15 protein-coding genes and 12 pseudogenes are annotated in these 18,557 nt (G+C 70.4%); 11 read left to right on the top strand and 16 right to left on the bottom strand.

Features of this window, described 5'->3' with window-relative positions; genetic code table 11:
- The coding region (locus AB1285_RS25300) for a DUF6328 family protein (protein WP_429978129.1) at positions 1-129 on the bottom strand (129 nt) is incomplete at its 3' end.
- An 81-nt stretch (positions 130-210) separates the two neighbouring features.
- On the opposite strand from AB1285_RS25300, the gene AB1285_RS25295 reads away from it, so the two are divergent.
- A complete protein-coding gene (locus AB1285_RS25295; RefSeq protein ID WP_429978133.1) occupies positions 211-351 on the top strand; it encodes a hypothetical protein in 141 nt (46 codons plus the stop codon).
- Positions 352-417: 66 nt separating this feature from the next.
- Here the strand turns inward: AB1285_RS25295 and AB1285_RS25290 are convergent, their stop codons facing one another.
- From AB1285_RS25290 to AB1285_RS25280, 3 genes and pseudogenes are all read right to left on the bottom strand, one after another.
- Complete coding sequence (locus tag AB1285_RS25290; RefSeq protein ID WP_429978132.1) at positions 418-612, bottom strand: hypothetical protein; 195 nt, start codon at positions 610-612, stop codon at positions 418-420.
- Positions 613-709: 97 nt separating this feature from the next.
- Positions 710-1,003, bottom strand: a pseudogene (locus AB1285_RS25285) (1-acyl-sn-glycerol-3-phosphate acyltransferase); the annotation flags it as partial.
- A gap of 23 nt (positions 1,004-1,026) precedes the next feature.
- Positions 1,027-1,620: a carboxymuconolactone decarboxylase family protein gene (locus tag AB1285_RS25280; protein WP_370428693.1), complete on the bottom strand. Its 594-nt coding sequence runs from the start codon at positions 1,618-1,620 to the stop codon at positions 1,027-1,029.
- A 124-nt stretch (positions 1,621-1,744) separates the two neighbouring features.
- Between AB1285_RS25280 and AB1285_RS25275 the strand changes: the two genes are divergently transcribed.
- A complete protein-coding gene (locus tag AB1285_RS25275; RefSeq protein WP_187663623.1) occupies positions 1,745-1,891 on the top strand; it encodes a hypothetical protein in 147 nt (48 codons plus the stop codon).
- A gap of 30 nt (positions 1,892-1,921) precedes the next feature.
- On the opposite strand, the pseudogene AB1285_RS25270 reads toward AB1285_RS25275, so the two are convergent.
- Positions 1,922-3,323: pseudogene (locus AB1285_RS25270) on the bottom strand (MDR family MFS transporter).
- Between the two features lie 368 nt (positions 3,324-3,691).
- On the opposite strand from AB1285_RS25270, the gene AB1285_RS25265 reads away from it, so the two are divergent.
- Positions 3,692-5,425 (top strand): ABC transporter ATP-binding protein, encoded by a 1,734-nt coding sequence (locus AB1285_RS25265; RefSeq protein WP_429978128.1) that lies wholly within the window; start codon positions 3,692-3,694, stop codon positions 5,423-5,425.
- A 370-nt stretch (positions 5,426-5,795) separates the two neighbouring features.
- Here the strand turns inward: AB1285_RS25265 and AB1285_RS25260 are convergent.
- The 11 genes and pseudogenes from AB1285_RS25260 to AB1285_RS25210 form a co-directional block, all read right to left on the bottom strand.
- Positions 5,796-5,936, bottom strand: a pseudogene (locus AB1285_RS25260) (SDR family NAD(P)-dependent oxidoreductase); the annotation flags it as partial.
- Positions 5,937-6,292: 356 nt separating this feature from the next.
- Positions 6,293-6,415: a hypothetical protein gene (locus tag AB1285_RS25255; RefSeq protein ID WP_429978127.1), complete on the bottom strand. Its 123-nt coding sequence runs from the start codon at positions 6,413-6,415 to the stop codon at positions 6,293-6,295.
- A gap of 456 nt (positions 6,416-6,871) precedes the next feature.
- Positions 6,872-7,384 (bottom strand): glycosyltransferase family 2 protein, encoded by a 513-nt coding sequence (locus tag AB1285_RS25250; protein ID WP_429978126.1) that lies wholly within the window; start codon positions 7,382-7,384, stop codon positions 6,872-6,874.
- Between the two features lie 23 nt (positions 7,385-7,407).
- Positions 7,408-8,544: pseudogene (locus tag AB1285_RS25245) on the bottom strand (cysteine desulfurase family protein).
- 4 nt (positions 8,545-8,548) lie between these two features.
- Positions 8,549-9,402 (bottom strand): annotated as a pseudogene (gene nadC / locus AB1285_RS25240) (carboxylating nicotinate-nucleotide diphosphorylase).
- Positions 9,402-9,557, bottom strand: coding sequence for a hypothetical protein (locus AB1285_RS25235; protein WP_429978125.1), 156 nt, complete (start codon positions 9,555-9,557; stop codon positions 9,402-9,404). Before AB1285_RS25235 ends, nadC begins: the two are co-directional and overlap by 1 nt.
- A gap of 380 nt (positions 9,558-9,937) precedes the next feature.
- Positions 9,938-10,288: pseudogene (locus AB1285_RS25230) on the bottom strand (FAD-binding protein); the annotation flags it as partial.
- Positions 10,212-10,514, bottom strand: coding sequence for an FAD-binding protein (locus AB1285_RS25225; protein ID WP_429978131.1), 303 nt, complete (start codon positions 10,512-10,514; stop codon positions 10,212-10,214). The gene AB1285_RS25225 and the pseudogene AB1285_RS25230, both read right to left, overlap by 77 nt.
- 70 nt (positions 10,515-10,584) lie before the next feature.
- Positions 10,585-10,806, bottom strand: a pseudogene (locus AB1285_RS25220) (FAD-binding protein); the annotation flags it as partial.
- A 132-nt stretch (positions 10,807-10,938) separates the two neighbouring features.
- Positions 10,939-12,278 (bottom strand): annotated as a pseudogene (gene nadA, locus AB1285_RS25215) (quinolinate synthase NadA).
- Positions 12,275-12,993: pseudogene (locus AB1285_RS25210) on the bottom strand (NUDIX hydrolase). Before AB1285_RS25210 ends, nadA begins: the two co-directional pseudogenes overlap by 4 nt.
- 361 nt (positions 12,994-13,354) lie before the next feature.
- Here AB1285_RS25210 and AB1285_RS25205 point away from each other — a divergent pair.
- From AB1285_RS25205 to AB1285_RS25170, 8 genes and pseudogenes are all read left to right on the top strand, one after another.
- Entirely contained in the window at positions 13,355-14,179 is an 825-nt protein-coding gene (locus AB1285_RS25205; RefSeq protein WP_429978124.1) for an ABC transporter substrate-binding protein, read from the top strand.
- Positions 14,074-14,325 (top strand): annotated as a pseudogene (locus AB1285_RS25200) (hypothetical protein); the annotation flags it as partial. The gene AB1285_RS25205 and the pseudogene AB1285_RS25200, both read left to right, overlap by 106 nt.
- A gap of 187 nt (positions 14,326-14,512) precedes the next feature.
- On the top strand, positions 14,513-14,806 hold the full coding sequence (locus AB1285_RS25195) for a hypothetical protein (RefSeq protein ID WP_429978130.1): 294 nt from the start codon (positions 14,513-14,515) through the stop codon (positions 14,804-14,806).
- A gap of 1 nt (position 14,807) precedes the next feature.
- On the top strand, positions 14,808-14,966 hold the full coding sequence (locus tag AB1285_RS25190; protein WP_429978123.1) for a hypothetical protein: 159 nt from the start codon (positions 14,808-14,810) through the stop codon (positions 14,964-14,966).
- 43 nt (positions 14,967-15,009) lie between these two features.
- Positions 15,010-16,006: pseudogene (locus AB1285_RS25185) on the top strand (ABC transporter permease).
- On the top strand, positions 15,999-16,979 hold the full coding sequence (locus AB1285_RS25180; RefSeq protein WP_429978122.1) for an ABC transporter permease: 981 nt from the start codon (positions 15,999-16,001) through the stop codon (positions 16,977-16,979). The pseudogene AB1285_RS25185 and the gene AB1285_RS25180 overlap by 8 nt, the downstream one beginning before the upstream one ends.
- Positions 16,976-17,835, top strand: a pseudogene (locus tag AB1285_RS25175) (ABC transporter ATP-binding protein). Before AB1285_RS25180 ends, AB1285_RS25175 begins: the two are co-directional and overlap by 4 nt.
- An 18-nt stretch (positions 17,836-17,853) precedes the next feature.
- The coding region (locus AB1285_RS25170) for an ABC transporter ATP-binding protein (protein ID WP_429978121.1) at positions 17,854-18,557 on the top strand (704 nt) is incomplete at its 3' end.

The following is an 18,557-nucleotide window of genomic DNA, read 5'->3' as shown; positions in this document are numbered from 1 at the left end:
GGTCTGCATCACCCGCAGTTCCTGCAGCAGCTCCTCCCAGTTGCGGTCCGCGCGCTCGTTCGGGGTCTCGTCGCGGCCGTCATCGCGGTCGTCGCGCTCGTCGGCGCCGCCACGGGATTCTGCTGTCATGGCGATAGTCTCGTGGGCACGATCCGGCGCTGTCCAGAACCTTGCGCTGCCGGATGGACAGGCCTCAGGAAAGGACCCGAGATGACCCTTCCCCCGATCGACGAATGGTGGCCCGAGCTGTCCGACGATGCGCGTCGCGCGGTCATCGACAGCGGGTCGCGGCATCTCGACGAGGACGTCCGGGAGAGATCCGGGAGATCACCGGAGCGGTGGTGGGGATGATCGAGTCGCTGTCCGACGACGACCTCGCGTACGCCCGGGACCACGCACCCGACGAGGACTGAGACGTCAGCCCTCCGGCTGCTCGGCGGTCTCCTCGCGCAGACCGCGGCTCCGTGCGACGTTCGGGGCGCACGCCGTGCTTGTCGGCGTAGAACGCGCGATCCGGTCCATGTCGGCGGCCACGTCGCCCGTGAGGTCGATCGTCGGCCCGAGGCCCGTCGTCATCGTGTGGCGGTCGACGAAGCCGAGAGTGACCGGCATGCCGGTGGCTCGCGCGATCCGGTAGAAGCCCGCTCTTCCAGTACTCGTTGCCGCCCCGTGTGCCGTCGGGGGTGACGACGAGGCCGAACACCGTCCCGGCATGCACCTGGTCCACGACCTCGCCGACGACGCGCGCCGGATCCGCCCGGTCGACGGCGATGCCCCCGAGCCCGCGCATGATCGGCCCCGCCAGCCGCGGAACAGGCTCTTCTTGCCCAGCCAGTGCACGTCGATGCCGAGGGCGCCACGCGATCGCGAGCATGAGCACGAAATCCCAGTTCGAGGTGTGCGGGGCGCCGATCAGGACGGTCGGTCGCGTCGGCGCGGCGTCGGCGACGAGGGTCCACCGGCTGACGGCCCAGTACACGCGGGCGAGGAATCGTCGGAGCATCCGTCCAGATTAGGCGGAACGGCCTATCGATCGCCTGGCGGCGGGGCCCCGGTGGTCCGCGTGAGAGCCGCGGTGAGCGCCGGGTCCAGCCCCGGGACGTCCTCGACGGGCACGGCCAGCGCGAGAAGAGCCCTGCTGAAGTAGTTGCGCGCCGCCGCCGCCAGGGTGATGTCCACGATCTGCCGGTCGCTGAACCCCTGGTCTCGCAGCTCCTGCGCATCGGCGTCGGTCATCGCCCCCGGATCGGTCGACAGCCGCGTGGCGAAGCGGATCACGGCCTGCTCCTGCTCCGTGAAACCGCGGTCGTCTCCCGCGGCGAAGGCGGCGAGTCCTTCCTCGTCGACGACGCCGGCGCGCAGGGAGCGGCGGCCGTGGGCGAGCAGACAGTGCGCGGATCCGATGGCCCGCGCCGCCCCCAGGGTCGCGGCCTCGTAGATCGGCACGCCGATCGACGGGACGACCGCGCGGACGAGGGCTTCGAAGGCGGCGTGGGCGTCGGGGTTCACGGCCATGGCCTTGGTGTGAGCGAACACGATGCCGTCGTCGGCGAGGTCGCTCTCGTACATCGCGGCGACGTGGCCGGTCGCGGTGGCCCGTTCGGGAGGGTGGATGATCATGGCGCCTCCTCGGCTCCGGGGCGCGCGGCGAGGGTGCGCACCCCTCGCCGGGAACGATACGCCGCTCTAGGCGCAGAGAAGAGCGTGCGGCGCCCGGTGCTCCTGGCAGGCGTACGATCGAGGGATGACCGAATCGAAGCAGGAGAACACCGGGCAGGACGCGCCGCTCGGGCTGCAGCCGCTGCCGGGTGCGATCGAGCTGCTCGAGGGCGATGCCGCCGGCTACTGCAGCAACGGCGTCTGCCACATCCCCGCCCCCAAGGAGCGGTGAGCGGCAGACGCCGTCGGTGTGGCTGCGCGGTCAGTGACCGCCGTGCGCCGCGTCGCCGATGTCGTCGGCGGGCTTGCGCACCAGCGGGCTGAGCGCGACCGCCGCGAGCGAGATGATCGCCGCGATGAGGAAGGCCGTCCGCGCTCCGGGGGCACCGGCCACGGCCCGCGACAGGCCCTCGTCCTCGCCGGCGTGCAGGATCGCCGAGTACGTGACCGTGAGCAGGGCGACGCCGGCCGCCCCGCCGACCTGCTGCAGCGTGTTGAGCACCGCCGAGCCGTGCGAGTACAGCGAGCGGTGCAACGACCCGAGCGACGAGGAGAACAGCGGCGTGAACGACATCGCGAGGCCGACCGACATGGCCGCCTGCACGATGATCAGCAGCCACCACACGGTGTGCTCTCCGACCGTCGAATAGAAGAACAGCGCCGCCGAGACGAGGATCGTCCCGGGGTGAGCAGCGGACGGGTGCCCTTCGCGTCGTAGACACGGCCCATGATCGGACCGAGCAGGCCATCAGCACCGAACCGGGGAGCAAGATGAGGCCCGACTCCAGCGCGGTCAGTCCGCCACGTTCTGCAGGTACTGCGGCAGCAGCGTCAGGGTGCCGAACATCGACAACGCCAGGATCGTCATGATGATGACGGCCAGCGAGAAGTTCGCCGAGCGGAACACGCGCAGGTCGAGCAGGGCGTCGTCGACGCGCTGCAGCACGATCTGACGCCAGACGAACAGGGCGAGCGAGACGGCGCCGACGACCAGAGCGATGACGCCGGTCGTGCCGCCCGATCCGCCCTCGCCGCCGAACTGCTGAGGCCGAAGACGATGCCGCCGAAGCCGAGCGCCGCGAGCGGATGGACAGCACGTCGAGCGGAGCCTTGCGGGTCTCGCCGAGGTTGGTCATCCACTTCGCGCCCATGGCGAGCGAGATCAGGGCGATGGGCAGCACGATGGCGAACAGCGCGCGCCAGTTGAACGCGTCGAGCACGGCCCCCGCGAGCGTCGGGCCGATCGCGGGCGCGAGCGAGATGACGAGACCGACGCGGCCCATCATGCGACCGCGGGACTGCGCGGGCACGACGTTCATGATCGTCGTCATCAGCAGCGGCATCATGATCCCCGTGCCGGCGGCCTGGATCACGCGGCCCACGAGCAGCACCGAGAAGCCGGGTGCGACGAAAGCCACGAGCGTCCCGATCGAGAACGCGGTCATCGCAGCGATGAAGACCTGCCGCGTCGTGAAGCGCTGCAGGATGAAGCCGGTGGTCGGGATGACCACCGCCATCGTGAGCATGAACGCGCTCGTCAGCCACTGGCCGAGCTCGGGCGGGATGCCGAGATCGGTGTTCAGGTGCGGGATCGCGATGCCCATCGTCGTCTCGTTGAGGATGGCGACGAAGGCGGCGACGAGCAGCAGCCAGATGACCCGCATGTCCTTGCGCGGGATCTCCCCGTGCGATGCGGGGGGCGTCGTGATGGAGCGGTATCGACGGCAGACATGGGCGGCCTCCAGGGCATCGGAAGAAAAAGAGATGTGCGAGAGTTCGCGAGAGTCATTCAGCGTAACGGGTCGGTGGGACATTTCATTCCGATCCCTGCGATATCCGCCCTGAGCGGAGACGACGGCCCGCGGTGTCCGCCGTCCTGAGTACGCTGGCGCCATGAGCATGGGCGGGATGGGCGGTGGTCCGCGGGGCGGTTTCCGCGGCGTGGACGAGGACGCCCAGCGTCGGCTCAACGCGGAGGCCCGAAGATCGACGGGCTCGGCACCCGGGTCGTCGCTCTGTTCAGCGCCTACCGGTGGCGCATCCTCTTCACCGGTGTCCTCGTGGTCCTCGGCGCGGGTATCGCGGTCATCCCGCCGCTCCTCGTGCAGCGCATCTTCGACGACGCCCTGTTCCCGTCGACGGCGGCGGCCCCCACCTCTCCCTGCTCGGCGTGCTCGTCGGGGCGATGGTCGGCCTCTTCCTCTTCTCGGCGGTCCTCGGCGTCGCGCAGACCTGGCTCACGGCGACGGTCGGCAACAGCGTCACGGGCGATCTCCGGGTGCGGCTGTTCGAGCACCTGCAGGCGATGGAGCTCGGCTTCTTCACCCGGACGAAGACCGGGGTGATCCAGTCCCGGCTGCAGAACGACGTCGGCGGTGTCTCCGGCGTGCTGACGAACACCGTCACCAGCATCCTCGGCAACGCCGTCACGGTGATCGCCTCCCTCGTCGCGATGATCCTCATCGACTGGCGCCTCACCCTCATCGCGGTCGTGCTGATGCCCTTCCTCGTGCTCGTGCAGCGACGCGTGGGCAGGTGCGGCGCGCATCGCGGGGGAGACCCAGGAGTCGCTGTCCGAGTTGACCTCCATCACCCAGGAGACCCTGAGCGTCTCGGGCATGCTGCTGTCCAAGGCGTTCAAACCGCCAGCGCACCCGAGTCCGAGCGCTACCAGCAGGAGAACCGCAACCAGTTGCGCCTGCAGGTGCGCCGGGCCATGAGCGGCCAGGGCTTCTTCGCGGTCGTGCAGGTCATCATGGCGAGCGTGCCGGCCGTCATCTATCTGGTGTCCGGCTACCTCATCGCGGGCGGGACGGGAGCGATCACCGCGGGTACGATCGTGGCCTTCACGACGGTCCAGGCGCGGCTGCTCATGCCGCTCATGGGGCTCATGCGGGTCTCGCTCGATCTGCAGACCTCGTCCGCGCTGTTCGCCCGCATCTTCGAGTACCTCGACCTCGTACCGGAGATCACCGACGCCCCCGACGCGGTCACCGTCGCGCAGGCCCCTGGGCCGCGCGGACGCGTCGAGTTCCAGGACGTCGTGTTCCGCTATCCGGATGCCGCGGCCGACTCGCGCCCCACGCTGCACGGGGTCTCGTTCGTGGCCGAGCCCGGGCAGCACGTCGCCTTCGTCGGCCCGTCCGGCGCCGGCAAGACCACGATCCTCTATCTCGCCCCACGGCTGTACGAGGCCAAGGGCGGCGCGGTGCTGTTCGCAGGGGCGGACGTGCGCACGCTCACAGCAGGAGTCGATCATCGACGACGTGGGCACGTCTCCAGGAGACCTACCTGTTCCACGCGACGATCCGGGAGAACCTCCGCTATGCAAAGCCCGATGCGACCGACGAGGAACTGGTCGCCGCCTGCACCGCGGCCAACATCCACCACATCATCGCGGCTTCGAGAAGGGCTACGACACGTCGTGGGGGAGCGCGGATACCGGCTCTCCGGCGGAGAGAAACAGCGGATCGCGATCGCCCGCGTGCTCCTGAAGGACCCGCCGGTGCTCCTGCTCGACGAGGCGACCTCCGCCCTGGACACCAGTGTCCGAGCGCGTGGTGCAGGAAGCCCTCGACGAGGCGGCCAAGGGGCGCACGACCCTGTCGATCGCGCACCGCCTCTCGACGGTCATGGGGCGGACGTCATCCATGTGCTGGAGGCCGGTCGCATCGTGGAGTCCGGCACCCACGCGGAGCTCCTCGCGCAGGGCGGCCTCTACGCCGAGCTGGCGGCACACAGCAGGTGGCCGCGTCGCGTGTGCTGAACGCCGAGATCGAAGCAGAAGCCGAGGAGGAGGCCGCCGATCCGTGGCGGTGTCGAGGAGGGCGTCGATGCTCCGCTCGCCGGGCGCCGTGCGGACCGCGAGCCGAGGACTCCGCGGCGGCCGACGCCGTCGTGGCGCTCACGACCGGCGTACCGCTGCCGACGGCATCCAGCGCCGACGCCCGACCGCGCCCGACCGACGGCTGACGGCTTCGCGGGTCAGTGGACGGAGAGCCCGCCGTCGACGAACAGCGACTGGCCGGTGACATACGCCGAGCCGGGACCCGCGAGGAAGACCGCGGCCGCGGCGAGTCCTCCGGGGGCCGTTGCGTTCCGACCATCGTCCGGGCCGCGAGGGCCGCGATCGTGGCGGGATCCTCCTGCAGGCGGGCGTTCAGGGGAGTGAGGACGAATCCCGGGACGAGGGTGTTGCTCGTCACACCGGTACCACCCCAGGCCTCGGCCTCCGAGCGCATGAGCGACTCGACCGCGCCCTTGGAGGCGCCGTACACCCCGCTGCCCACGAATGCCCGGTGCGCCTGCTGCGAGCTGATGTGGATGAGCCGCCGTACCCGCGCGCAGCCATGCCTGCGCCCAGCGCTGACCGAGAAGGAACGGGGCGAGCGCGTTGACGGTCATCGTCGCGTCCCAGTCCGCCTCGGTGATCTCGGCGTAGGGCGGACGGATGTTGATGCCGGCGGGAGTTGACGAGGATGTCCGGCTCGCCGAAGGGGACGGCAGCGGCCCTCCGCGACCGCGTGGATGCCGTCGCGGGAGCCCAGATCGCCGACGACGCCCGCGGCCCGGCACCCCTGCGCGTTCAGCTCCTCGACGGTCTCCGCGATGCGCTCCGCGCCGCGGGCGACGATCACCGTGGCCGCCCGGCCCGGGCGAGCGCCGTCGCGATGCCGCGGCCGATGCCCGAGCTGCCGCCGGTCACGACCGCGGTGCGGCCGTCGAGCGCGAAGAGCGAGGAGAGGTAGTCGGTCATGCGGGGGGTCCTTCCGGCGGGGCTCACCACGCGAGGGCGTCGGCGAGGGTGGGGTCGGGGCGGGCGTCGGCGAATTCGGGAAGGGCGCGCAGTTCGGCCAGGACGCGGACACCTCCGCCGCGTAGGCGGGATCCGGGTGCGTGTCCGCGATCTCCCGGAGCGGAGCGACGTCCATCGCGAGATGAGGTCGAGTCGAGCGGTCACGGCGGCGTGCGCGCCCGCCGCCTGCAGCACACGGATGCCGCCGCGGAGCGCAGCGAGGTAGTCGCGGAGCACGGGGAGCTGCGCCTTGCCCTGGGTGATCGAGGTGCCGTCCGCTCGGACGCGCCAGCGCTACCACGACGTCAGGCAGCACGTCGAAGGCGCGCGCCCGGGTGTACATCGTCTGCGCGACGACCTGGTCCTCGTAGGCGACACCCTCGGGGAACCGCAGGTCGGACCACATCTCGGTGCGGCTCACCTTGGCCATGCGACGATGTTCGACACAGCCTGCGGATGCTCCGCGAGGGTGGTGCCGAGACGGCGAGGAGAGGTCGCCGCGGCCACCCACGGCTGTACGCGGCCGGGCACGTACCCTCGCCCCTGGGGACGCAGCCGCACGTAGGCACCGGCGGCGAAGTCGCTCTCCGTGCGTTCGAGCGTGCCCACGAGCGTCGAGAGGGCGTCCGGCATCAGCTCGTCATCCGCATCGAGGAAGCCCGTGAAGGGCGTGTCGACCCGCGCGAGGCCGACATTGCGCGCGGCGCCGAGCCCGACGGAAGCCTCATGCCGGATCAGGGTGAAGCGGGGATCCGTCGCGGCGGCGTCGGCGAAGATCGCTCCCGTGTCGTCGGTGGAGCCGTCGTCGATGAGGATCGCACGCCACCGCTCGTCCGTCTGCGCACGGAGGGAGTCGAGGGCGGAGGGGGCGAACGCGGCGATGTCGCGTCCGGGCACGATCAGCGTCACGATCGGGGCGGGGGCGGTCACTCCGCCGAGTCTAGGGCCGTCCGTCAGCCGCGGACCGCGTCGACCGCTTCCGCGACGAGTGCGGCGAGGCGCTCCGGAGCGTCCGCAGGGAGGGCCGAGCGCCCGAAGGTAAAGCGCACGGCCGTCTGGGCGACCTCCGGGGCGATGCCGCACGCGAGCAGCACGGGGGAGGGCTCGTCGCTGCCGGCGGCGCAGGCGGAGCCGCTGGACGAGATCACCCCGCGGCGCTCCAGCTCCAGCAGCACCGCCTCGCCGCTCACAGCCGGCGATCGTGAAGCTCGCCGTCGCGGGGAGCCGCTGCGTGGGATGCCCCGTGAGTGCGGCCACGGGCACGCGGCGCTGCACCTCGGCGATGAAACGCGCCGTCGCGGCCTCCACCCGGGTCGCGGTGTCTTCGCGCTCCGCTCGGCGAGATCCAGTGCCGTCGCCAGGCCCACCGCTCCCGCGACGTCGACGGTGCCGGACCGCCGCCCACGCTCCTGGCCGCCGCCGTGCAGGAGCGGTTCCAGAGGGAGGCGTCCGCGGACGACGAGCGCCCCGGTGCCCTTGGGAGCGCCGAGCTTGTGCCCGGCGATCGACACCGCGTCGGCATGCAGCTCGTGCAGCGGCAGCCAGCCGGCCGACTGCACGGCGTCGACGTGGAGGGGCACGCGGCGGGCGTGGACGACCTCGCGGAGCGCCGCGATGTCCTGGACGGTGCCGATCTCGTTGTTCGCGTGTCCGAGGGACACGACGGCCGTGTCGTCGGTGAGCGCCGTGTCGAGGGCGTCCGGCGTGATCCGTCCGGTGCCGTCGACGGCGGGCATCGCGACCGTCACCCCGTGGAACCGCGCGAGGTACGCCGCCGACTCCCGGATCGACTCGTGCTCGATGGGGGACACGACGACGCGCCGCCGGCCGGAGGCGAGCGCTCCCAGGGCGAGTCCCTTCACGGCGAGGTTGTTCGCCTCCGTGCCGCCGCCGGTGAAGACGACATCCCCTGCCCGCGTCCCGAACACGCGGGCCACCCGGGCGCGGGCGTCCTCCAGCGCGCGCGCCGCGGTCTCGCCCGCGGTGTGGTGGCTGGCGGGGTTGCCGAACACCTCGGTGAGGAAGGGCTCCATGGCCGCCCGCACCTCGGGGCGTACCGGAGACGTCGCGGCGTGGTCGAGGTACAGCACGGACTCAGTCGATCCGGAGGTCGAGTCCGAGGTCCAGCGCCCGCGCGGAGTGCGTGAGGGCTCCGACCGAGATCACATCCACCCCGGTCTCGGCGATGGCGCGGACGGTGGTCAGCTCGACGCCGCCCGAGGCCTCCACGGTGGCGCGCTCGCCGATGAGCGCCACGCCGGCGCGCAGATCGTCGAGGGAGAAATTGTCCAGGAGCACGGTATGGGCGCCGCCGTCGAGCACCGCAGGGATCTGGTCGAGACGGTCGACCTCGACGACGACGTGGGCGGTGTGCGGCAGCCGCGAGAGTGCCTCGCGGAGAGCCGTCGCGAGATCGAGCCCGGACCTCTGGAGCACTGCGAGGTGGTTGTCCTTCGCCATGACCGAGTCGGAGAGCGAGTACCGATGGTTCCGCCCGCCGCCGGACACGACCGCGTGCCGCTCGAACGCCCGCAGACCGGGCGTGGTCTTGCGGGTGTCGGCGATGCGCGCCCGCGTTCCCTCGACTTCGCGGACGTAGGCGGCGGTGAGCGTCGCGATGCCCGACATCCGCTGCGCGAAGTTCAACGCGGCGCGTTTCGGCGGTGAGCACAGCGCGGGCCGGCCCTGTCACGGTGGCCAGCACGTCGGAAGCCGTGAAGGCATCGCCGTCGCCCACGTGCAGGTCGACCGTGACGTCCGGGTCGGTGAGGATGAACGCGGCGGCGAACACCTCGCCGCCGCTGAAGACCCCGTCCTCGCGGGCGACGAGGTCGGCCGTGGCCGTCGTCTCCGCGGGGAGCAAGGTGGTGCTGGTGAGGTCGCCCCAGGGGGCGTCCTCCTCGAGCGCGGGCTCCGACGACGCGGTGCAGGGTGGCGTGGGTGAGCATCAGGCGGTCTCCAGGATCGACGGGTGTGCCATGGTCGGTGCGTCGGGGGCGGGATCATCGCGGTGATGGGCGCCGACCGAGGCCGGGCGTGCCAGGGCGGCACGAAGGGTGGCGTCGGCGACCAGCAGCAGATTCCGGTCCTCGTACGTGCGCACGTCGACCGCAGGAGGCAACCCGACGGCCCACCCCGCGCACGATGCGGAGAGCGCGGTGCAGGCCGGATCCGTTCCGCCGCAGGCCGACCTCGTCCCACAGCAGCCGCTGCAGAGCCGCGCGGTCGAACGGGGGGAGGGGCTCCGGTGCGACATCCGCGTCCGCCGCGTCTGTCCCGTCCGTCGGTGACGGACACGGGGTGATGTCGACGGCAGCGGTGGGCCATGGCTCGTCCAGCGCGGCGGCGGCCCTGGCTCCGAACACGGCTCCTTCGAGGAGCGAGTTGGAGGCGAGCCGGTTGGCTCCGTGCACTCCTGTCCCGGGCGATCTCGCCGGCGGCGTACAGCCCCGGGATGGTGGTCCGTCCGTGCCGGTCGGTGACGACGCCGCCCATGAGGTAGTGCGCGGCGGGGGTCACCGGCAGCGGCTCCCGGGACCAGTCGAAACCGCGGTCGCGCGTCATGCGGTCGATGGTCGGGAAGCGGCGGGCGAGCGCATCGGCCCCCAGCCCGGTGGCATCGAGGTGCACAGGCGTCCCCTGCCGGGCTGCCTGCCCGGCGATGGCCCGGGCGACGACGTCGCGCGGGGCGAGCTCCCCGTCGGGGTGGCTGTCGAACACGAACCGTCGTCCGTCGCTGTCGCGGAGCACGGCTCCCTCACCGCGGACGGCTTCGGACAGGAGGAAGACCCGGACGCCGGGGAGGGTGGTCGGGTGGAACTGCACGAACTCCAGGTCGGCGATGGCGGCGCCGGCGCGCAGAGCCGCCGCGATGCCGTCGCCGGTCGTCCTCGATCGGATTGGTCGTGTGCGCGTAGAGCTGCCCTGCCCCGCCCGTGGCGAGGATCACGGCGTCGGCCCGGATCTCGACCGCGGCGCCCTCGCGGAGGACCGTGATCCCGCGGATCCGTCCCGCCTCGACGATCAGATCGAGGAGCATCGTCCGCTCGCGGACGGACATCGGCGTGCGCTGAACGGGCCGCGCACAGCGCCGCGGAGATCGCGGCCCCGGTCGCGTCGCCCCCGGCGTGGAGGATGCGGGCATGGGTGTGCGCCGCCTCCCGCCCGCGGGCGAGGGCACCGCCCGGCGCCCGGTCGAAGGCGACGCCGCGGGCCAGGAGCTCGGCGATCCGGGCGGCGCCGTCCGCCACGAGCGCGTCGACGGCGGCCGGATCGCACAGACCCGCTCCGGCGCTGATCGTGTCGGCGGCATGCGCCGCCGGTCCGTCGCCCGGCCCGTAGCCGCCGGCCACGCCGCCCTGCGCGAGCGGCGTGCATCCGCCCCCGAGCGCGCTCTTTCGTCACGAGCGTCACGGCATGCCCGATCTCGTGCGCGTGCAGCGCGGCGGTGAGTCCGGCGATCCCGGAGCCGACGACGACGACGTTCATCGTGCCCCGGCGGCCACCGGCGGCTTGGCGGCGAGCATCCGCTCGAGCGCGAGGCGAGCCGGGGCGGCGACGTCAGGGGAGACCGTGATGCGGTTCGGGGTGCGGCCGGCGACCAGCTCCTCCAGCACCCACGCGAGGTAGCCGGGGTGGATGCGGTACATGGTCGAGCACGGGCAGACGACCGGGTCGAGGCAGAAGATCCGGTGCTGCGGGTACTGCGCGGCCAGGCGGCGCACGAGGTTGATCTCGGTCCCGACCGCGAACGTCGTCGGGCTCCGTGGCCTCGGCGATGGCGCGGCGGATGTACTCCGTGGAGCCGGCCGCATCGGCCGCGTCGACGACCTTCATCGGGCACTCCGGATGCACGATCACGCGGACCCCCGGGTGCTCCGCGCGGGCCTGGTCGATCTGCGCCACGGTGAACCGCCCGGTGCACGGAGCAGAAGCCGTGCCAGAGGATCACCTCCGCGTCGACGAGCTCCTCCGGGGTGGAGCCGCCGAGCGCTCGCCGCGGGTTCCACATCGGCATCCGGTCGAGCGGCACCCCCATGGCCTTCGCGGTGTTCCGACCCAGATGCTGGTCGGGGAAGAAGAGCACGCGACGGCCGCGGGCGAAGGCCCACTCCAGCACCGTGGCGGCGTTCGACGAGGTGCACACGATGCCGCCGTGCCGCCCGACGAAGCCCTTGATCGCCGCGGAGGAATTCATGTAGGTGACGGGGATCACCGGCACGCGGCCGTCGGAGTCGGGGGTGTCGAGGTCGCCCAGCACGTCGGCGAGCTGCTCCCAGCACTCCTCCACCTGGTCGATGTCGGCCATGTCCGCCATGGAGCACCCGGCGGCGGAGATTCGGCAGGATCACGGCCTGGTCGGGCTGCGACAGGAGGTCGGCGGTCTCGGCCATGAAGTGCACGCCGCAGAAGACGATCGCCTCCGCATCCGGCCGCATCGTGGCGGCGGTGGCGAGCTGGAACGAGTCACCCACCTCGTCCGCATGGGTCACGACCTCCTCGCGCTGGTAGAAGTGGCCGAGGATCACCACCCGGTCTCCGAGGGTCGCCTTGGCCGCCTCGATGCGCCGGTGGAGCTCGGCTTCGTCCGCCTCGCGGTAGGCGGCGGGGAGCTCCCCCTGCCGGGGAGCCCCGGTCGGGATGACGTCGCCCATGGAGGATCCGGGCCCGTACCGGGGCGCGTGTCGAAGTCCCACGGGCCGACGGCGAGGTCGGTGGTGCACGTAGCGTCGGTGGAGGCTCCACCGACGATGGCCTGGATCGCGTGATCGACGGACGGGTCGGCCGCAGGGACCACGGGGGTCGGGATGAAGGTGATGCTCATCGGGTTCTCGTTTCCTCGGGGCGGAGCGGGCCGCGGTCGGCGAGCTCGACGTCGGTGTCGTCGCGGTACAGGCGGGCCGGGCGGTGGCTGCCCGTGCGGAAGCGGTCGGTGCGGGTGAGGTTGCCCGCGGCCTCGACCTGCCGCCGGAAGTTCGCAGGGGTCCAGTGGGCGCCCGAGGATCGACTCGTACGCCTCCCGCAGCTCGGCGAGCGTGAACTCGGCGGGCAGGAAGCCCTGGGCCACGCGGCTGTAGCCGACCTTGTTGCGGAGGCGCCAGAGCGCGTACTCGATGATCTCGTGATGATCGAAGGCGAGTGCGGGCAGGCCGTCGACATCGAACCACTCCACGTTCTCCGGCGCGCGACCGGATGCCCCGATGCGCGGTGATCTGGGCTTCGACGTCGTCCTGACGCAGCAGTGCCCAGTACACGATCGAGACGACCCGCGTGGGGGAGCGGTCGACGGCGCCGAAGGCGTAGAGCTGCTCCAGGTAGGTGGGCGCAAGGCCCGTCGTCTCGGCGAGTGTCCGGGCCGCGGCGTCGACCGGCGACTCCTCGGGGGTGAGCCACCCGCCGGGAAGCGCCCATCGCTCTGCGAACGGCTCGCGGGTACGGCGGACGAGGGGGAGTGCGAGAACGGGAGGACCGTCGTCACCGCGGCGCAGCGTGAGGATCACCGTCGAGACGGCGACGCGGATGTCCGCACTTCGAGTCATATGCACCTTAACCTCCGCAGCCGATCTTAGTGTCATGACGACCTTTAGTGCGGGCATATGACGCGCAGGAGTGTCGAGTCCGAAACGTTATCTCCTGCCCGCAGGAAGGCTTGTTCCCCCGGAGCGGGTTTGTTAGGTTACTGTCCTAACAAACCCCTTCGAGGGCGGCCCGCAGGCCACCTCCCGGGGTTCCCGTGAACCCCGCCCGGGGTTCGGGCTCCAACCGGAGAATCCCTCCTGCAGTGCAGCACCGAGAGGAAATGAAGAATGATCCGTAACGGAAAGCGCAAGATCGCGCTCACGGCGGTCGCGGGGGCCTCGGTCCTCGCCCTGGGCCTGACGGCCTGTGGTGGCGGCGGCGGTGGACGGCGACGAGGGCGGCAACGCGTCCAGCGACCGTGCCCTCCGCGTCTGGGCCGGCAGCACGACGCCGATCACGACGAACTACAACCCGTTCGCCCCGAACGTGCTCCACGGCGCACTCGGCCCGATCTACGAGCCGCTGTTCTTCTACAACAAGACCAAGGACGAGGAGCCCATCGGCCTCATCGGCGAGTCCTTCGAGTACAACGAAGACGGCACGCAGATCACGGTGAAGATCAAGCCCGACCTGAAGTGGAGCGACGGCGAGCCGCTCACGGCCGCGGACGTGGCCTTCACCTTCCTGTACGAGGCGAACAACCCCGAGGGCAACCAGCTGGTCTCCGCCGAGGCCACCGACGACACCACGGTCGTGCTCACCTACGGCATCGCGCAGTACACCACGGAGTTCCAGCGGATGGGGTCGAGCTACATCCTCCCCGAGCACATCTGGAAGGACGTCGACGACTTCGCGAACTTCACGAACGAGGAGCCGGTCGGGTCGGGCCCGTACGTCGTGGACAAGACCACGAGCGAGTCCTACACGCTGGTCGCCAACGAGAACTACCGCGGCGCCGACGAGCTGGCCATCAAGAAGGTCCAGTACATCGCGGTCGACAACAACCAGACCGCGCAGGATCTGGTGACGGCGGGTGAGCTGGACTGGACCGGCATGTTCATCCCGAACCCGGACGACGCGACCGCCAACGGCAAGATCGAGTGGAATCAACACGCCGCAGGACCCGACCGTCCTCTACACCTGCTCGAACGCCGAGCTCGGCTTGCACGGGCCCGCAGACGGACGTGGCGGTCCGGCAGGCGCTGAACGTCGCCGTCGACCGCGCCACCATCAAGGACAAGGCGTTCGTCGGTCTCACCGCCGACGTCTCGCCCGCCTACACGCTGCTCCCGCGCGATGAGAAGTGGCTCACCGACGACGCGTACGAGGTCAGCCCGCAGGAGGCCAACGTCGAGGAGGCCGCGTCCATCCTCGAGGCTGCCGGCTACACCAAGGGCTCCTCCGGGATCTACGAGAAGGACGGCGCGCCCGTCGAGCCTCAGCCTGATCTCGGTCGACGGCTGGACGGACTACAACGACGCCGCGAAGCTCATCGCCGAGCAGGCCGAGGCTGCGGGCATCAAGATCACCGCGTCGACCGTGCAGTGGCAGGAGTTCGTCGACGCCCGCCAGTCCGGCGAGTTCCAGCTGATCGTCGGCGGCGTGGTCGGCACGACCATCGCCGACCCGTTCCAGATCTACCGCGACTGGTTCGGTGGCACCGAGGTGCAGTCCACCAGCCCCGTCGGCACCGAGATCCCCCCGGGGCGCTGGAACTTCAGCCGCTACAAACAACCCGACCGTCGATGCGGCCATCCAGCAGGCCATCAGCACCGAGGACGAGGCGGAGCGCAAGGAGCTCTACGCCACGATCCAGGACGCGATCGTCACTGACGTGCCCTACATCCCGCTCGTGATCAACGCCACGCAGACCTTCTACAACACGAAGGACTACACCGGTTGGCCGACCGAGGAGAACCTCTACGCGTTCCCGCCCTCCTGGGGTGCGATCGCGGCCGGGTACGTGCTGACGCAGATCAAGCCCGCCGGCTGAGTCTCGAGAGGAGCAGGGGAAGCAGGAAGTCAGGACAGGTGACATGAAGTTCTATGCACGAAGGATCGGGTTCTACGCGTTCACGCTGTGGGCCGCGATCTCCATCAACTTCCTGCTTCCCCGGCTCATGCCGGGGGATCCCGCCGACATCATGATCGCGAAGATGCAGCGGGCCGGCGGAGAGGTCTCCGAGACCACCATCCGCAACATCAAGCTCCTGCTCGGCGGTGATGATGCGTCCCTCTGGGAGCAGTACCTCGCGTACTGGGGACGCATGCTCCGCGGCGATCTCGGGGTGTCGGTGACCAAGTTCCCCACCCCGGTGTCGGAGCTGATCGCCGGCGCCCTGCCGTGGACGCTGGTGCTCGTCGGCACCGCCACGGTCATCTCCTTCCTGCTCGGCGTCGTTCTCGGCGCGTGGGCCGGGTGGAAGCGCGGCACCTGGGTCGACCACCTCATCCCGGCGACCACCGTCCTGCAATCCATCCCGTACTTCTGGCTCGCGCTCGTCCTCATCGCCGTCTTCGCCGTCGGTCTGGGATGGTTCCCGATGTTCGGCGGGTATGACGTCTTCGACTTCCCGGACGGCCCGGAGCCGACCTGGGCGTTCTTCTCCGACGCCGTCACCCACTCGCTCCTTCCCGCGATCACGATCGTGATCAGCTCGGTGGGCGGTTGGATGTTCGGCATGCGCAACATGATGGTCTCCACGCTCGCCGAGGACTACGTCCTCACCGCTGAGGCGAAGGGACTGCGGCCGCGGCGCATCATGACGACGTACGCCGCGCGGAAACGCCGCCATCCCGTCGATCGCGGGCTTCTCGATCACCCTCGGCTTCGTCGTCGCCGGCTCCATCGTCATGGAGCAGGTGTTCACCTACCCGGGTGTCGGCAAGCTCATGTTCCAGGCCGTCACCAACAACGACTACGCGCTGATGCAGGGGCTGTTCCTCGTGATCACCCTCACGGTGCTCGTCGCCAACTTCTTCATGGACCTCGTCTATGGCTTCATCGACCCGAGGGCTCGCCAGAATGTCTGACACGAAGAACCCGCTCCTCGTGGAGGAGTCGCCCACCGTCGCCCCCGAGGGCACCGTCGCTCTGGCCACCCAGCGTCAGGAACGCAGACGTCGCCGCATCCTGCCCAGCACCTCGCCGAAGTTCATCGTCGGTGCCGTGCTCGTGCTCGCCATCGTGCTCTTCGCGATCATCGCGCCGTTCTTCACGCAGAACCCGCGCAGCACCGACAACCCCGCCCTCGCCGCGCCGTCGGCGGAGCACTGGCTGGGCACGACCAAGCTCGGCAACGACGTGCTCGCGCAGCTCGCGATCGGAGCGCAGGGGTCGCTGCTCATCGGCGTCACGGCCGGCGGCATCGCCATCGTGCTCTCGCTCCTCTTCGGTGTCCTGGCCGGGTACCTCGGCGGCTGGCGGGAGGACGTCCTCGCGCTCCTGACCAACGTCATGATCGTCATCCCCGGACTGCCGCTGGTCATGGTGATCGCATCCTTCGTGCCGCAGCGCAGCTGGCAGCTCGTCGCCTTCGTCCTCGGCATCACCTCCTGGGCCGGAGCGGCGTACGTGCTGCGGCTGCAGACCCGCTCGCTCCGCACCCGCGACTACGTGTACGCGTCGAAGGTGGCGGGGGAGAAGTCCCTCCGGGTGATCCTCGTCGAGATCATGCCGAACCTGCTCCCGCTGCTGACCGCGCAGTTCCTGTTCGCGATCATCTTCGCCATCCTCGGCGAGGCGGGGCTCTCCTACCTCGGCCTCGGCCCGAACTCCTCGATCACCTGGGGCTCGATCCTCAACGACGCACAGTCGGGTCAGGCCCTCGGCCGCGGTGCCTGGTGGTGGTTCGTGCCGCCGGGCATCATGATCGCGATCCTCGGCGCGGGACTCGCGCTGATCAACTTCGCCATCGACGAGGTCATCAACCCGAAGCTGCGCAACGCGCCCGATTCGGCCCGTCGTCTGCGCAAGGCCGCGAAGGAGAAGGGGGTCACCGCATGAGCGACGCCGTGCTCACCGCCAGGAACGTCTCGATCGAGTACGAGGTCGATCCGCCCGTCAAAGCCGTCCGCGATGTCTCGCTCACCCTCCACCGCGGCGAGATCCTCGGACTCGCGGGGGAGTCGGGCTGCGGCAAGACCACTCTCGCCTACGGGATGAACCGACTGCTCAAGGCACCGGCCTCTGATGACCGGCGGCGAGATCGTGTTCCACGACCGCGACGGCCACGACATCGACGTCGTCGGGCTCGACGGCGACGGGCTGCGCGCATTCCGCTGGGACAAGATCTCGATGGTCTTCCAGGGGGGCCATGAACTCCCTCAACCCGGTCATCTCGGTCCGCGCGCAGATCTTCGACATCTTCGACACCCATCGTCCCGGAATGTCCAAGAAGGCCAAGCAGGAGCGCGCCGAGGAGCTGCTTCACGCTCGTCGGCGTCGATCCGGGACGGTTGACGAGCTTCCCGCACGAGCTCTCCGGCGGCATGCGCCAGCGCATGATGATCGCGATGGCGCTGGCACTCGACCCGCAGGTCATGATCATGGACGAGCCCACCACGGCGCTCGACGTGGTCGTGCAGCGCGGCATCATCCGGGAGATCATGCGTCTGCGGGAGAAGCTCGGGTTCGCCGTCATCATCATCACCCACGACCTGCCCATGCTCATCGAGATCAGCGACCGCATCGCCGTCATGCTGCAGGGGACGGATCGTCGAGCAGGGCACGGCCGAGGAGATCTACCGCAACACCGCAGCACGAGTACACCCAGCGGCTGCTGTCGAGCTTCCCGTCCCTCACGGGCGAGCGGGGCGACTTCGTCCGCAGCGGCGGCGTGAACCAGGAGGTCATCCGATGAGCGTGGACGGGACGAGGCGTGCGGGCACCCTCGAGGCGAGGAAACCTCGTCAAGGACTTCCACCTGCGGTCGGGGTTCCGCACGAGTGTGCTGCACGCGGTGAAGGACGTGTCGTTCACCCTGGAGGCGGGGCGGACCACGGCCCTCGTCGGCGAGTCCGGGTCGGGGAAATCCACCATCGCCCGGATGCTGATGAAGCTGGAGACGCCGACCTCGGGGAGCATCCTCCTGGACGGCGAGGAATCCGGCACGCGGGGCTCGGCCCTGGAGCGCTACCGGTCGGACGTGCAGATGGTCTTCCAGGACCCGTTCGCCTCGCTGAATCCCTTCCACACGATCGTGCACCACCTGGAGCGTCCGATCCGGCTCCACCACCCGAAGCTCGACAGCCGCGAGGTGCGGGCGCGGGCGATCGAGCTGCTGGAGCGCGTGCGGCTCGCTCCGGGGGAGAGCTTCGCCGAACGGCGCCCGCACGAGCTCTCCGGTGGGCAGCGGCAGCGCGTGGCGATCGCGCGGGCCCTCGCCCCCGGTGCCCGGTTCATCGTGGCGGACGAGCCGGTGTCGATGCTCGACGTGTCGATCCGGCTCGGCGTGCTCAACCTGCTCGCCGAGCTGCAGCGCGAGGAGAACCTCGGCGTCCTCTACATCACACACGATCTGGCGACCGCGCGGCACTTTTCCGACGACATCATGGTGCTCTTCCAGGGCGATGTCGTGGAGCA

The sequence above is a fragment of the Microbacterium sp. NRRL B-14842 genome (genome assembly GCF_050470785.1).
This window is presented reverse-complemented; position numbering and strand designations above follow the sequence as displayed.

What these genes read in the sequence shown, in the direction of transcription:
- AB1285_RS25225 (WP_429978131.1), bottom strand. Translation starts at nt 10,514, where the DNA reads ATGTCCGTCCGCGAGCGGACGATGCTCCTCGATCTGATCGTCGAGGCG.
- AB1285_RS25255 (WP_429978127.1), bottom strand. Translation starts at nt 6,415, where the DNA reads ATGACCGACTACCTCTCCTCGCTCTTCGCGCTCGACGGCCGCACCGCG.
- AB1285_RS25295 (WP_429978133.1), top strand. Translation starts at nt 211, where the DNA reads ATGACCCTTCCCCCGATCGACGAATGGTGGCCCGAGCTGTCCGACGAT.
- AB1285_RS25275 (WP_187663623.1), top strand. Translation starts at nt 1,745, where the DNA reads ATGACCGAATCGAAGCAGGAGAACACCGGGCAGGACGCGCCGCTCGGG.
- AB1285_RS25280 (WP_370428693.1), bottom strand. Translation starts at nt 1,620, where the DNA reads ATGATCATCCACCCTCCCGAACGGGCCACCGCGACCGGCCACGTCGCC.
- AB1285_RS25290 (WP_429978132.1), bottom strand. Translation starts at nt 612, where the DNA reads ATGCCGGTCACTCTCGGCTTCGTCGACCGCCACACGATGACGACGGGC.
- AB1285_RS25180 (WP_429978122.1), top strand. Translation starts at nt 15,999, where the DNA reads ATGTCTGACACGAAGAACCCGCTCCTCGTGGAGGAGTCGCCCACCGTC.